Annotated in this window: 12 protein-coding genes and 3 tRNA genes; 10 read left to right on the forward strand and 5 right to left on the reverse strand. The window is 36.6% G+C overall.

All coding sequences use genetic code 11. From position 1 onward, the window contains the following. Nucleotides 1–4,373 (forward strand): T9SS type A sorting domain-containing protein (locus RLO81_RS09055; RefSeq protein ID WP_350110344.1); only part of this gene is annotated, 4,373 nt, incomplete at its 5' end. Nucleotides 4,374–4,403: 30 nt separating this feature from the next. Here RLO81_RS09055 and RLO81_RS09060 read toward each other — a convergent pair. The 4 genes from RLO81_RS09060 to RLO81_RS09075 all read right to left on the reverse strand — a co-directional run bounded on the left by RLO81_RS09060 (nt 4,404) and on the right by RLO81_RS09075 (nt 5,333). Then, nucleotides 4,404–4,982 carry a transposase gene (locus tag RLO81_RS09060; RefSeq protein WP_350110347.1) on the reverse strand — a complete coding sequence of 193 codons (579 nt, stop codon included), beginning with the start codon at nt 4,980–4,982 and terminating at the stop codon, nt 4,404–4,406. Nucleotides 4,983–5,070: 88 nt separating this feature from the next. Then, a tRNA-Pro gene (locus RLO81_RS09065) sits at nt 5,071–5,145 on the reverse strand. A gap of 12 nt (nt 5,146–5,157) precedes the next feature. After that, nucleotides 5,158–5,231, reverse strand: a tRNA-Arg gene (locus RLO81_RS09070). A gap of 13 nt (nt 5,232–5,244) precedes the next feature. Continuing rightward, a tRNA-Ser gene (locus RLO81_RS09075) sits at nt 5,245–5,333 on the reverse strand. Between the two features lie 203 nt (nt 5,334–5,536). On the opposite strand from RLO81_RS09075, the gene RLO81_RS09080 reads away from it, so the two are divergent. The 8 genes from RLO81_RS09080 to RLO81_RS09115 all read left to right on the forward strand — a co-directional run bounded on the left by RLO81_RS09080 (nt 5,537) and on the right by RLO81_RS09115 (nt 13,179). Further along, nucleotides 5,537–6,505, forward strand: coding sequence for a vWA domain-containing protein (locus tag RLO81_RS09080; protein ID WP_350110350.1), 969 nt, complete (start codon nt 5,537–5,539; stop codon nt 6,503–6,505). After that, nucleotides 6,502–7,377 carry a hypothetical protein gene (locus RLO81_RS09085; protein ID WP_350110353.1) on the forward strand — a complete coding sequence of 292 codons (876 nt, stop codon included), beginning with the start codon at nt 6,502–6,504 and terminating at the stop codon, nt 7,375–7,377. The genes RLO81_RS09080 and RLO81_RS09085 overlap by 4 nt, the downstream gene beginning before the upstream one ends. Nucleotides 7,378–7,470: 93 nt before the next feature. Then, entirely contained in the window at nt 7,471–8,649 is a 1,179-nt protein-coding gene (locus tag RLO81_RS09090) for an acetyl-CoA C-acyltransferase (RefSeq protein WP_350110356.1), read from the forward strand. A gap of 65 nt (nt 8,650–8,714) precedes the next feature. Further along, the gene (locus RLO81_RS09095) at nt 8,715–10,052 is read left to right on the forward strand and encodes a toxin-antitoxin system YwqK family antitoxin (RefSeq protein ID WP_350110359.1); all 1,338 of its coding nucleotides are present in this window, start codon (nt 8,715–8,717) and stop codon (nt 10,050–10,052) included. 54 nt (nt 10,053–10,106) lie between these two features. Then, complete coding sequence (locus tag RLO81_RS09100; protein WP_350110362.1) at nt 10,107–11,045, forward strand: phosphoribosylaminoimidazolesuccinocarboxamide synthase; 939 nt, start codon at nt 10,107–10,109, stop codon at nt 11,043–11,045. A 16-nt stretch (nt 11,046–11,061) separates the two neighbouring features. After that, complete coding sequence (locus tag RLO81_RS09105; protein ID WP_350110365.1) at nt 11,062–11,445, forward strand: STAS domain-containing protein; 384 nt, start codon at nt 11,062–11,064, stop codon at nt 11,443–11,445. 10 nt (nt 11,446–11,455) lie between these two features. Then, complete coding sequence (locus RLO81_RS09110) at nt 11,456–12,373, forward strand: ribonuclease Z (RefSeq protein ID WP_350110368.1); 918 nt, start codon at nt 11,456–11,458, stop codon at nt 12,371–12,373. 2 nt (nt 12,374–12,375) lie between these two features. Further along, entirely contained in the window at nt 12,376–13,179 is an 804-nt protein-coding gene (locus RLO81_RS09115) for a queuosine precursor transporter (RefSeq protein WP_350110369.1), read from the forward strand. Here RLO81_RS09115 and RLO81_RS09120 read toward each other — a convergent pair. Then, nucleotides 13,168–14,607, reverse strand: coding sequence for a TonB-dependent receptor (locus RLO81_RS09120; RefSeq protein ID WP_350110371.1), 1,440 nt, complete (start codon nt 14,605–14,607; stop codon nt 13,168–13,170). The genes RLO81_RS09115 and RLO81_RS09120 overlap by 12 nt on opposite strands. 188 nt (nt 14,608–14,795) lie before the next feature. Between RLO81_RS09120 and RLO81_RS09125 the strand changes: the two genes are divergently transcribed. Beyond that, a partial coding sequence (locus RLO81_RS09125; protein WP_350110372.1) for a cation:proton antiporter domain-containing protein occupies nt 14,796–15,466 on the forward strand: 671 nt, incomplete at its 3' end.

Below are 15,466 nucleotides of genomic sequence, written 5' to 3' on the forward strand. Positions count from 1 at the left end.
GAAAACGTCCAGAAATTGAATTTGGAAATCTGATACCGCAAGACAACTCAATAAGTGTAGATGTTTTAACTGATTTCGTTTTAGTATTTGATGAAGATGTTATTTCATTAGATGGAGTAATTACACTTCACAAACAAAGTCCTCTTCCTGGGGAAGACCCCATACAGCTTACGCTAATTTCTGGTAATAATTCGAGTATACTAACTTTCCAATATTTAATTGATGATGATGGAGACCCATTGACTCCAATGATTCAAGAGGCACTGCAGCCTGAAACTGATTATTATATAACCATTGCTCCAGGAGATGCGGGTGCAGGAACAGGTATAGTAGACGGATCCAATAACTTTTTTGGAGGGATAAATGATAATGTTACCTGGAACTTTAGAAGTCGTGACCTGACTGAACCTGACTGGGTTTCTACTAACATAACAATAGACCTCTTAGATGATGAAAGTTTCGCATTTCAAGTTCAATTAAATGAAAGATCAACTATTAACTGGCTCTTAGTGGAGGAGAATACTGATCTTGCTTCAATCGGTGACTTATTTGATATTGATGGAAGTGAACCTGGCTTAGTTCAATATGGTCAAATCCAATATAATATACCATTTCAAAACATTACAAAGATTATTTATGATCTTGATGATTCGGAAGACTATGATCTTTATTTAATTGCTGAGGATTTGTTTGGCAATAGACAACCTCAGACAGAGGTAACAGGCGTTGGTGGCAAAGGATATTTGCTGGAAGAATCACTCTCACCCATATCGGATGGTATAAATACAGGGGTTTCTGTAATAACCTCTGAGACAGCTGTTTGTGTTGGTAGTTCGCAACCACTCCTAGCTCCAATTTTATTAAAAGAAGAGGCAGATAACGAGCTGCCTAATAATCAATCCGGTGTAACTTTATTACTCATAATCGATGCTGATATTAATCCATCAACCGGAAATAAATATAATATCTCCTTCGATGATTTCAGTGTGCCAGTATTATCGGCTAGCTCGACTTCATCTTTCTCAAACCTCACCTACAATTTTGTAAATGATAAGGTACTTCAACTAACAGTAGATATTACAGGTTCTGATGGACAAAGAGATTACTTATTAATTGAAGGTATAAAATTCTTTACAGTTAACGGTAATGCAACCGGTAGAGTTAAAAACGTATCATCAAGTACGATTTTCCCTAATACTGATAGCGACATTTATGTTAATCTTACAAGTTACAATTCATTCGTAACAGCAACTTTTAGTTTTCAACCTGACGAATCATCTGTAGGAAACGAAGAGGACCCTATATTATTGATTCCTGATGCGTCCTTGTTGGGGGGTACTAATACTTTCTCAGGTGATGGAGTGTACCAACAGAATAATAACTATTTCTTTAACCCTGGCATCGTTAATATTACATCCCACACTATCACTATAAACCATGAAGATATTATTGGATGTAATGCGCAGGGTTTTAGAACAATAACTGTTTTTGATGCAGCAAGTTCAATTGTTGGCGTAGATCAAAAATATTGTATTGATCCAACATTAGCCTATGATATTAATGATGACAGTACATTTGAAATTATTGGCAAAAATGAACAACCAGATTTTATAATGGATACATTATTTGTCAGTGTTGACCCAATTGACTTAAATGATGGTGATATACCAGCCTATTTCGATCCTTTAAATGTTCAGGAAGTCTTAGAATTTGACCCTGTATCTGGTGACTATATTTTTAAAATTACAGAGGCTGGTCGATTTGTAGATCAAAATACAGTATCTCTAAGATTAACAGGCAGGTTTAGAAGTATATTCAATAGCGCTGAGATTATCGAACTTTTTAAAATTGTGGATATATCAGAACCTTCAGATATAAGTAACTTTTTTGTTCAAACAAATAGTCTATTCTCAGGAAATACAATAGATTTTTGCGAAGATGATGTTGAAATTTCACTTGCATCTAGCATTGATCGTGATAATATTTCTAATCGTACAGAGGCCATTGAAATGGTTCAATATTCAACTTCTATAATGCCTCCAGGTTTTATTTTAAGAGATGATATGGGCAGCTTGAATGACAATGGGTCTGGTGCAGCAACTATTGATGCTCAAGATCTTCACGACCTTGTAGGTGCAGGAGAGTATATTTTTAGATATACCCTAACTAATAATTCAACAACTTGTGTAAATACAGACACTTTGCTCATAACAATCAATTCGAAACCAGTTGCTAATTTTAATGTGGTTGATGCTGCAGGCAATGTGAACCCATTAGGAATTAAAGGATGTGTGTTTGAAGAAGGTTTAAGTTTGGATTCAGTTATATTCAATAGCACATCAACTATTGCCAACGGCATAATTAGTAATTGGAGTTGGAATTTTGATGATTCTGATAATGCTACAGGTATAAATCCGAATGTAGCAAATACTGAAATGGCTACACATAAATATAGAGATGCAGGTTCGTATGGAGTAGAATTAATAGTAAGCACAGATATTGGATGTACTTCATTGCCGTCAGAAAAAACATTAGAGATTGGAAATAACCCCACACCTCAATTTACTTATAGTGATATAGGTTTAGGCGAACCAACAGTTTTTGAAATAGATCAAAGTAACTTAGGTATTAGTGGATCTGAAAGTATATCATCAGTTGATTGGTCTTTCAATGAAAGAGATGGAACTCCATTAAACACTGTTACAACTTCAAATTTCATTCTTAACTACCGATTTAATAATCTAGGAATCAAAGAAGTTGCACTAACACTGACTTCCAATATTAATTGCGCAACTACAGTAACCGATTCATTATTCATTGTTCCTCGTGTAACACTTGAAGATGGCACCAATTATACAGCACTATTTGAAGACGACAGTGACGGTTGGGTAACGTGGGGAGTCAATAATTCATGGGAAATTAACAATGTGGGTGGTGATGTTATTAATTTTCCATCTCCAAGTAATGGTGGAAATTCATTTTGGGTAACAGGAAATGGGACATACAATCAAAATCAAGAATCTTTTGTCTACAGTCCTATTTTCGACTTATCAGATTTAGATAGGCCGCTTATTACCTTAGATATATTTGATAATATTAATCAAAATGATGGAGCCGTAATTGAGTACTCCTTAACTGGTTTTGGAACTGCTTCAGCTAATGAAAGTAGCTGGCAATTGATTGGTGATCTGGAATCTGGAATAAATTGGTATGATCAACGAGATATCGCTAATGCTGCGGGTCTTATAAATTCAACTAACGTGGGTTGGTCTGAAGAAGAATCAGATTGGAAAAATTCAAGGAATACCTTATCTTCTATTGCCAGCACTCCAAGGGTACAATTTAGAGTTTCATTCAAATCCGGGTTAAATGATAATGTTCATGAATCTGATGGATTGGCTTTTGATAACTTCTTTATTGGACAAAGAACCAGAACCGTGCTAGTAGAAAACTTTACCAATATTAATGGTCCGCAAAGTACAATTGGAAATGAGGCACAATTTTTAAATAATTTAACTACAGATGATAACCAAACTGAGTTAATTGTTATTAATTATCATACAGATTTTCCATCAACTAATTCGCTTAATAACGCCAATCCAGTAGACCCTAGTGCAAGGGCTCTTTATTATGATATTGATGCTATACCTAGAGCAATAATTGATGGGAATATTTATCAAAATGATGTTTTTTCTAGCTGGGGAGAGAATTCCTTCGAGTTAAGAACATTGTCTTTGGCTAATTTTGGTATAAATATTAATACAATTGCAGAAAATGGTTCCTTCAATATAGAAGCTGAGTTAACTCCAAGAATACTGCCTCTAGAAGGTGAAAATATTTCTGTAATGGCAGCAATTCTAGAAGAGTCTGTTGAAGGAGTTAACAATGTGCTTAGAAAATTATTACCCAACGCGGCTGGCTATAGATATGCAACTGTTGATATTGATCAGAATCAATCTTTTATAGTTCAATTTCCATCATGGAGTCCAACAAACGTTGTTGATCCCAATAATCTAGTAGCTGTAGTATTTGTACAGGATGAAGAAACAAAAGAAATTTATCAAGCTGAAATTATCGATTTACCAGATCCAGGAACTATAACAAGCATTTCTAATGACCTTGGCTTAACAAGTTTTAACCTCTACCCTAACCCTGCTAATACACAATTGAATTTGCAGGTTAGTGAAGACCTTGTAGGCACAACTCTTAGAGTATATGACAATTTCGGTAAGATGGTTCTTGATAGAAATATTTCTCAAACAGAACTTAGTATAGACACAAGAGATTATGCATCTGGCATGTATCATATCCAGATCATGAGTGATTCCAAAATTTATCGAGAAAGGGTCATCATCAGTCATGATGATAGATAAGCTTTTGTAAGGATGATCAGTAAGGATGATTCATGAATCATCCTTACTGATGCTGAAACTGTTCATAAAACGTTTTATAGAATCATCTCCTTTAATCGAGTGCTCTTTATTCAACAGATCAGCTTCCCACTTCAAGGGATTATCTTCAATGTATCTAATGATATTACGTAGCTCATGGTCATTTCTCACCACTCTCTCAAAATAATTCGGCTGCCATTTAAATGGCCGTATTCCTTCTTGTTGTTCAAAATAATCATTGATGGCCTTAGAAGATGTCATTTTAAATTTTCCGACAAGTTTAGAAAGCTTCATTTGCCTTCTTTGTTTTATGTCCAAATGATCAATTACCCTTTCATTTTCTTGATTATTGATTTCTATAATCCCATGTAAATGGTTGGGCATAAGTACATGCGATAAACTTTGACAATTGCCATCAAATATGTCTTGCCATGCATTTTCAACAATATCTCTTAAAGCCTTTTCCTGAGTAGTTGATCGATGGGGTAATCCAAAATGTTCCTCTCTGAATTTTGTAATTATTGTGATAAAATATTGTCCAGGCCAAGAGTAATCGTAGAAAGGAAGGCGGATCGATTTTCTTTGTTTCATTGACATTCATCTATAGTTATGTATGGATGATTCAAGAATCATCCATACATAACAAAGCCCGAGTATTTCTACTCAGGCTTTTATTATGTCGGGGCGGCAGGATTCGAACCTGCGACCCCCTGGTCCCAAACCAGGTACGCTAACCGGACTGCGCTACGCCCCGAACTTACTGTTGTGATCCCGCAGGGACTCGAACCCCGAACCTACTGCTTAGAAGGCAGTTGCTCTATCCAGTTGAGCTACGGAACCGAAAAGTCTTCTGCGGAGAGAGGGGGATTCGAACCCCCGGTACCCGTTAAAAGGTACGACAGTTTAGCAAACTGTTGGTTTCAGCCACTCACCCACCTCTCCGAAACGTTAAATCAGAAACTTTTTTCTGACCGTCTCAAAATTGAGAGTGCAAATATAAACGAACATTGATAAGTATTCCAAGTACAATTAAAATTAAATATCAGGGAATTTTCGAACCCTTTTAACGTTATTTATGACTAGCGGTATTTGGCTAAAAATTGGCCTTTTATATATTTGCGCTGTTCCAAAAAGAAATAGAACGTATGAATTGGTTATACACAATTTCAACTACTGAATTAGCAATCATCGCCATTTTCTGCGTTCTATACCTAGCCTATATTCTCAGGGTGATGAACACCTCCAATAAATTGGGTGTTGGCTTCAACAAAGTATTCATAAAAACCGTTGTAAGGTTTGCCATTTTTGCTCTGCTCATAGTTTCTTTGTTAGGGCCTTCATTTGGAGAATCCAAACGAGAAGTTAAGTCTGTAGGAAAAGACATTTTTCTACTGGTGGATTTATCACAATCCATGAATGCCTCAGATATTCAACCAACCCGACTGGAGAAATTAAAATTTGAGTTAAAAAATATTATAGATGCATTTACTTCAGATCGTTTGGGCATCATCATTTTTTCCTCCGAAGCCTTTATGCAATCACCACTTACCTATGACCAAAATGCCCTTAACTTATTCGTTGAGACCTTACATACCAATTTGGTACCCAATGCCGGTACAGATTTTGGCCCACCTCTTAGAATGGCATTAGAAAAGCTTAATGAAGATGAGTCTCCTCTTACTTCACAAAAATCTAAAATTATATTATTAATAAGCGATGGAGAAGATTTTGGTGAAAGTACTGATGATATAGCTTCCGAAATAGCCGATCAGGATATTAAGTTGTTTACCTTAGGAGTTGGTACTGAGAGAGGAAGTAAAATACTCACAAGAAACGGATATAAGAAAGATAAAAATGGTAACGATGTAGTAACAAAACTCGATTCCAGATCTTTGAAAAATCTGGCCAACAACACAGATGGGCAGTATTTTGAAATCAATGAAACTAATAATGATATAAATCGATTAATCAATAAAATAAACACCATTGAAGGCGAATTAAGAGACACCAAACAAGTAGATGTTTCTGCCAACAGATATTATTACTTTTTAATAGCAGCTTTAGTGTTACTATTATTAGATGTAATCACCAATGTGAGAGTTATTAAAATATGAAGTCAGTTCTTATAACGATATTATCAATTACACTAATAGGGGGGTTTAACGACATAGCTACTGTAAATGAATTGAAAAACAGGGCCAAAAAAGCCTATAATGCAGGTAATTATGAAGAAGCTTTAAATCATTATGTAATGCTTACTGACTCGTTGGGAGTTAAAGATGAAAACATTGCTATCAATCTTGCCAATACTTATTACAAGTTAAATGATACTACAGAAGCCATTAACAGTTACTCAAGTGTATTAGGCAGTCTGGATCGATCTATAAGGACAGTGGCGCACCAACAGCTTGGGATAATCAATAATAAAAACAAAAAATTTGAAGAAGCTTTGAGTCATTTCAAAGAATCACTGAAAGCCGACCCTACCAACGAAGAATCGAGATATAACTATGAGTTGCTGAAAAAGATTCTGGATGAACAGAAGAAGCAGCAAGATCAGAATAAAGATCAACAGAACGAGGATCAAAATAAGGATCAGCAGAAAAATAAAGATCAACAGCAGAATAAGGATCAGGAACAAAACAAAGACAAGCAAAACGAAGATCAGCAACAGCAAGATCAAAAGAATAAAGACGGAGAACAAAAAGATCAGGAAGAGAAAAGCGAACAAGAAAAGAAAGAAGAGCAAGGTAAAGAGGAAGAACAAAAGAAAGAGCAACAACCAGAAGATAAAGAGGGTAACCCCGAAGATGAAAAGCAGGCTAATCAAGACCCTTCATTCTCCGAAAAACTAAAAGAAATGAAAATCTCAGAAGAAAAGGCTAAGATGATTCTGGAGGCTATGAAAAACAATGAGATTCAATACTATCAGCAAAACAAAAGAAAGGCTAAGAAGAAAAAAGACCCGGACAAACCCGACTGGTAGAATTGTAGTGAACCACCTTTTTATCTCATTTGTTATTTCATAGATTTGCGAACCTAACGCCAGTTAGGTAATTTCTAATTTAACTTAAATTCCATGAAAGAAGTATATATAGTATCAGCAGTGCGAACTCCAATAGGAAGCTTTGGAGGCAGTTTAGCAAACATTCCGGCAACAAAATTAGGCTCAATAGCAGTAAAAGGTGCATTAGAAAAAGCAGGTATCGATGCGAAAGATGTGAATGAGGTGTTTGTGGGTAATGTAGTAAGCTCCGGCTTGGGTCAGGCTCCTGCTAGACAAGCTTCAATTGGTGCGGGCATTGGCCACAATGTACCATGCACCACTGTAAACAAAGTATGCTCTTCAGGAATGAAAACCGTGATGCTTGGAGCACAATCCATCATGTTGGGAATTAACGATGTAGTAGTTACGGGTGGATTCGAAAACATGTCGAGCATACCTTATTATTTGCCGAATGCGAGATTTGGTTATAAGTACGGAAACGGCCAGTTAGTCGATGGTTTAATGCACGATGGTCTTTGGGAAGTTTACAATGGTTTCCCAATGGGTAACTGTGCAGATAATACTGCCAAAGAGATGAACATTTCAAGAGAAGAGCAGGACGAATATGCTATCAATTCATACAAACGCAGTGCCGCGAGTTGGGAAGCTGGAAGATTCAAAGATGAAATAGTTCCAGTAGAAATTCCTCAAAGAAAAGGTGACCCAATTATGTTCACTGAAGATGAAGAATATAAGAACGTAAACTTTGAAAAGATCCCGGGTTTAAGGCCTGTATTCTCAAAAGAAGGTACGGTTACTGCTGCGAACGCTTCTACAATTAATGATGGTGCTTCTTCTATTATTCTTGTGAGTGAAGAGAAGTTGAAAGAGTTAAACCTTACTCCAATAGCAAAAATAAGAGGTTTTGCCGATGCAGCACAAGAGCCTATTTGGTTTACAACAGCACCGGCCTTGGCTATCCCAAAGGCAATGAAGCATGCAGGTATTAGCAAAGAGGAAGTAGATTTTTATGAAATTAACGAAGCCTTCTCTGTAGTAGCCTTGGCTAACAATAAGCAACTTGGTTTAGATGCCAGCAAGGTAAACGTTAACGGAGGTTCTGTTTCATTGGGTCATCCGCTTGGAGCTTCAGGTGCCAGAATTATGACCACGCTAACAAGTGTCTTGAAACAAAATAATGCTAAAATAGGCGTTGCAGGCATCTGTAACGGTGGCGGAGGCGCTTCAGCTATAGTGATTGAAAACCTATAATTAATCTAGTAAAATAATATTGGAAATAGCCCTGCGTTATCGTAGGGCTATTTTAATTTTGAGCTATGGCTAAACTTCATCTAACTACTCTCCTATTTACATTGGGCACCACTTTAAGTCTGGTAGCACAACAAAAAGTCGTTACCTACTACGACCCCGAGGAAAGCATCATTAAAGAAGTGTATTATGCAAAAGAGAACCAGCCAGACTTCCTTGAAGGAGAATACAAAAAGTATCACCCGAATGGGAAATTAGCCACTGAAGGTAATTTTCAAAATGGCTATAAAAACGGTGAATTCAAAGAATATTACGATAACGGAAAACTTAACCGCATCATTCACTTTAAGGATGGCATTAAAGAAGGTGCAGTAAAAGTTTACGATGAGTCGGGACAATTAATACAAACAGCAAACTTTGCTGATAATAAACTAACAGATAGTCTCTACATATACTTTCCTGACGGCTCCTTAAGAAGCAGAGGGTTTTTCGTGGATGACCGGCCTGATGGACTACTCGAAGAATACTATGAAAATGGAAAAATTAAAAGAGAGATCACCTATAAGAATGGTCAGCAAACAGGTGTTACTAAAACTTATTATGCGAATGGCCAATTGCAAACAGATGGCAATTACTTGAATGGAATTCTTAATGGGTACTATACCACGTATTTTTCCAATGGACAGGTTGAAACAGAAAGTTCGCTCATCGAAGGATCTAAATCAGGAGTATTTAAAAATTACGATTCTTTAGGCCAACTTCTGTTGGAAGGCAACTATTTAAACGGAGTGCTTCATGGGCCGAATAAGGCATTCTATGCCGATGGTAAGCCAAAGCACTCAATTACATACGATAATGGAAAATTAACTGGAACAAACTCCTATTATTATCCATCAGGTAAGTTAGAAAAGCTAATTGAGTTAAATAAGGATGGCTACCAAATTACCAAGTATTTTAGCCCATCAGAGGTTCTTTTGAAGAAAGAGATATACCTGAATGATCAACCTGAAAAAACATGGGTGCACTATGACAGCACGGGCAATATCAAGAAAGAGGTGCCTTACACTACCGGAAAAGTGAATGGGATTTTAAAAGAATACTACACATCCGGTAAGCTCAAAACAGAAACCTCTTTTAAATACGATGTAAAATATGGGGACTACAAAACGTATTATGAATCTGGTGAATTAGAAAGTGTAACGCCATTTAGAAATGACATTAAGCATGGTGCATTTACAAAGTATGCTAAAAATGGCACAGTTATAACATCAGGTGAGTTTGCCGGCAACAAAGTAGTGAATGAATGGAAATATTATGATGAAGAAGGGAATTGGGTTAAAACCGAAGTCTATCAAGCTGGAAAATTACTACGAACCATAAAACCTGAAGAGGGAGAAAGTAATTAAAAATTCAACTAACATTTCAATTATTAAAATGTAGGTTAAATTTGCTAGCATCTTATGAAAGCACTCAAGAATACTAACTTCCAATTTCCAAATCAGACAAATTTTTATAGCGGTAAAGTCAGGGATATCTACTTTTTTGACGATAAGTTGGCCATGGTTGCTACTGATAGAATTTCTGCATTTGATGTTATTTTACCTGAAGCCATACCCTACAAAGGCCAGGTATTAAATCAAATTGCAGCTTCTAACTTAAACGCTACAAAAGATATATGCCCCAATTGGTTAGAAAGCACCCCCGACCCAAATGTTGCCATAGGCATTCAATGCGAAACCTATCCTGTTGAAATGGTTATTAGAGGTTACTTGGCCGGCCACGCCTGGCGCGAATATTCCAGTGGAAAAAGAACGTTGTGTGGCGTAAGCCTACCCGAAGGATTAAAAGAGAATGATAAACTTCCACAACCAATTATCACTCCTACAACCAAGGCGCATGAAGGGCATGATGAAGACATTTCAAAAGAAGAGATATTAAAACAGGGTTTAGTTTCAAGAGAAGAATACGAGCAACTGGAAAAATACACTTTTGCACTATTTGAGCGAGGCACAGCATTAGCAAAAGAAAAAGGCCTTATTCTCGTAGATACTAAATACGAATTCGGCAAAAAAAACGAAACAATTTATTTAATTGATGAGATTCATACGCCCGATTCATCGAGGTACTTTTATGCAGAAGGTTACGAGGAACGGCAAAAAAGAAATGAGCCTCAAAAGCAACTTTCGAAAGAGTTTGTTCGTCAGTGGTTAATATCAAATGGATTTCAAGGAAAAGATGGCCAACGGGTTCCTGAAATGACAGAATCTGTTGTAAATTCAATCTCAGATAGGTATCTTGAACTTTACGAGAAAGTAACAGGCGAGAAATTCATCAAACAAGATTATTTCAACGTAGAAGAAAGAATAAAAAATAATATTATAAGCGCAATTAAGGCGTAAATACAACGATCAGACAATGAAATATACGATAGACAAACAAGAAAAATATAGTTTAGTAAAGCTGCACGAAGAAAAGCTGGATTCAAGTATTGCCCCAGGTCTCAAGTCTCAGTTGATAACTATTCATGCAGAAGGTGTAAAAAATATCATTCTTGATTTATCTGAAGTGAAGTATACAGATTCATCTGGACTCAGTGCCCTACTTGTTGGAAACCGCGTGGTTCAGGAAAATGGGGGTATTTTCGTACTGGCAAGTTTATCAGACCACACCACTAAGCTGATAAAAATTTCACAGCTAGATAGTGTATTAAACATACTTCCAACAGTAGAAGAAGGTATTGATGCTGTTTTCATGAATGAAATTGAGAACGAGTTGGGTGGTGATGAAGAGGAAGTTTGATACAAACTAATTGCCATTTGAACTAAAAATATTAGGTTGTAATTCAGCAACGCCTGCCTATGGTAGGCATCATACTGCGCAGTTATTGCACGCTGGTAAACATTACTTTCTCATTGACTGTGGTGAAGGAACACAGGAACGCCTAACCCAATACAAAGCCCATACCTGGAAAATTAATCATATATTCATCAGTCACTTACATGGCGACCACTACCTAGGATTAATGGGGTTATTGTTTACCATGCATTTACTTAAACGCACACAAGATCTCCACATTTATGGGCAGCGGGGATTAGATGAAATTATATTAGCACAACTTAGATATTCTGATAGTAAACTCAATTATACCCTGGTATTTCATGAATTAAATCCGAATAACAAAGAGCTTATCTTTGAAGATGGGCAGATAAGGGTTAATAGCTTCCCGTTAAAACACAGAATTCCATGTTGTGGATTTCTTTTCAGTGAAAAACAAAAACCATTTAGAATCAATAAAGAAAAGCTAACGGATGATTTTCCACTTCAGGCAATTGCTGCGCTAAAACAGGGCAAAGAGTATATTGATGAAAAAACAGGCAAGAAATACAGCGTTAATGAATACACCCTGCCACCAAGAAAATCAAGATCTTATGCTTACTGTTCTGATACCAAGTATGATGAACAACTGATACCGTTTATCAAAAATGCTGATCTACTTTACCATGAGGCTACATTCCTTGCTGATAAAGAAAAATGGGCACATCTCACTTACCACAGTACAACTCACGAGGCCGCTAAAATTGCAAAGGCAGCCAACGTTGGCAAGCTGTTAATTGGTCATTATTCTGCACGATATAAAGATGTTACGCCATTTGTGGAGGAAGCCAGGGAAGTATTTGAAAATTCGTTGTTATCAGAAGAAGGCCAGTTGATTGAAGTTGAAGATTAAAAATGAAACATACCCTCGATAAGAAAACTAACCTTTTCATTGTTCTTTCAGGCATATTCCTCACCAATGCCCTAATTGCGGAGTTGGTAGGCACAAAAATATTCTCACTTGAAAAAACATTTGGATTTAACCCTGCACAGCTTCAACTCTTTGGCGATTGGGTGTTGGACTTTAATCTTACTGCGGGAGTGGTTTTATGGCCTGTTGTTTTTGTTACCACAGACATCATTAACGAATATTTTGGTAAAGAAGGCGTTAAGAAAATCAGCTACCTCACTGTCGCTTTTATTTCATTTGCTTTTGTGGTCATAAACATTGTTACATGGCTGGAACCAGCTCAATTCTGGTTGGATATTAATAATAAAACAGCCACTGGTGAAGATTTTGATATGAACTTTGCCTTTAACAAAGTCTTTTTACAAGGCGCTGCAATTATTGTTGGTTCATTAGTAGCATTCTTGGTTGGTCAATTATTGGATGTTTTTGTTTTTCACAAGCTTAGGAAAGTTACCGGAAGTAAATATTTATGGCTAAGAGCAACAGGGTCGACCCTCGTATCTCAATTAGTAGATAGCTTTGTTGTGCTTTTTATTGCGTTCTATCTTTTGGCTCCGGAATCTTCTCAATGGAGTGTTGCTCAGGTGGGTTCTGTAGGCGTAATTAACTATATCTATAAATTTATAATAGCGTTAGCCTTAACTCCACTTTTATATATCGCGCATTATTTAATAGATAATTACCTGGGTAAAGATAAATCAGAACAGCTAATGGAAGAAGCTGCAGAATCCAGTTCTTCATTTTTCTGATTTTACTTTTTTATTCATTTTATCTGGCGGGCAAGGATATCCAAATAAACAATTTTCTTTAATAGCGGTAACAACCTGGCGCGGTATTTTATCCTCCCAGCCTTCCTCTCCTCTTTTAATACTTTCAAGAACCTCATCAGAAATAATATGCAGGTTTTCCATGTTGGCACCTTGAATGTTCACTAACTTATTATTCTTGATCAGGAAATCGAACAAACTACGTTGCTTTTCAGGTAGTTCGAAATTATCTAATGTATACACTTTCTCCCCACCAGCTCTTAAGGCAGGATAAACGAAGAGCGTCACATTATTCCCAAATAGTGCGCCAAATGCTTCTAATACACCACCTCTTAAATCTTGATAATATTTCTCATCAAAAACGCGCTGTAGATTATGCACACCTAATATAATACCGATTTTCTTCCCACGAGTCATTTGAGAGAGGTACTCCACTAATTTGTAATATTCCTGATAGTTAGAAATCAATACATGTTGACCTAGCGCACAAATAATATCTACCCGCGCGAGGAAATCCTCATCGTCAATTTCGCCTTCCGTCCTCAAGTCGTTTAATGTAATTTCTGTAAGAACAAGTATTTTGGATTTATCTACATCTTCTTCTTTTTTGAAATGTCTTCTCGCTGTTAGCAGCATATCCACGTTCACATGAGTGACGGGCCTGAACCTTCCTCTTAACACTAAAACATTTTTTTTATAAAGTGCTTCTGAAGGCTGTAGCACATTACCATCCGGCCCAAACATAGCTGCTCTGGTGAGTCCGTTTTTCACCAGTTTAAGACTCATCAATCGATTATCAACGTGCTCAAAATCGGGGCCACTAAGTTGAAACATATCAATACCTATTCTGCCATGAACCAACCCATCCACAAGCGAAATCAGTAATTCTTCAGGATCTTGAATAAAGAAGCACCCGAAAATCAAATTAACGCCTACAATGCCCACGGCTTGCTGCTGTAATAAAGCATCATTATCGAGCATTTTAATATGAATAATACATTCATTGAAAGGGCCGTTGGGTTTTGTTTGAAAGCGCAACCCCATCCATCCATGTGGTTTATTGGTTCGCTCATAGTTAAGCGCCTCCATGGTATTTGCAAAAGCAAAAAAAGTAGTCTTATCAGCTTCATGGGTTAATCGCTCCAGAAGTAAGCCATATTCATGGTCTAACATGCGCATAAGCCTGGGCTGGCAAACATATCTAGGGCTATGACCATAAATGGCATCACTAAAACTCATATCATAAGCTGACATAGTTTTGGCGATGGTACCAGAAGCCCCACCAGCCTTAAAAAAATTGGCCGCTACTTCCTGCCCTGCACCAATTTCTGCAAATGAGCCATAAATATCTCTTCGTAGATTGATTTGAAGTGCCTTCTCTTTGATTGTAAGTTTCCTAAACTCGTTCATTTCAATTATATAACACTTGTGAATGCGAAAATTGACTAATCAAATGTATCATTTTTTGTGCTGTCCTCTAATGATAAGCTAAGAATCATTCTATAAATATTTAATTAACTGATATTCTTTTAATTACAGGGTAAGTTTTCTAACTTATGATCTTGTTTATAGTTCATATTTAAATAATATACGATAAAATGGAAGTATTAGATTTTATTACTTTACTCATTATTATGGCTGCTTTTTTCACATTAATAAATGTGAAATATTTAAAGCTCCCATCAACAATTGGGTTAATGCTTTTGGCATTAGGCTTATCGCTTTTTATTATAACAGGTGAGTATGTTTTTAGAACTCTAAACAATTTGGCTTCCAGCCTGATGACTGAATACGACTTTTCTGAAGTTCTTTTTCAGGTTATGTTAAGTTTTTTACTTTTCGCAGGTGCCCTAGAACTAGATCTGAGAAAATTAGGCGAAGAGAAATGGCCTATTTTAATCCTGGCCACAGTTGGGGTTTTATTATCAACATTCGTTGCGGGCACAGCTATTTACTACATAATACCTTTGATAGGTATTAACCTTGATTACATCTATTGCCTGCTCTTTGGTGCCTTAATTTCTCCAACCGATCCTATTGCCGTGTTGGCAATGATTAAAAAGACCAAAGTCTCAAAAAACTTAGAATCTCAAATTGCTGGTGAATCTTTATTTAATGATGGTGTTGGCGTAGTTGTATTCCTAACCATATTGGCAATAGCCACCAAAGGGGTAGAAAACGTAGAAATACTAACGGTGGTTGAGCTTTTTGCTGTGGAAGTTTTTGGTGGACTTTTATTAGGAGCATTATTGGGCTATGCAGGATTATA

Origin of the sequence: Fulvivirga sp., from assembly GCF_040220315.1 — a bacterium.
In the GTDB taxonomy this organism is placed as follows: domain Bacteria; phylum Bacteroidota; class Bacteroidia; order Cytophagales; family Cyclobacteriaceae; genus Fulvivirga.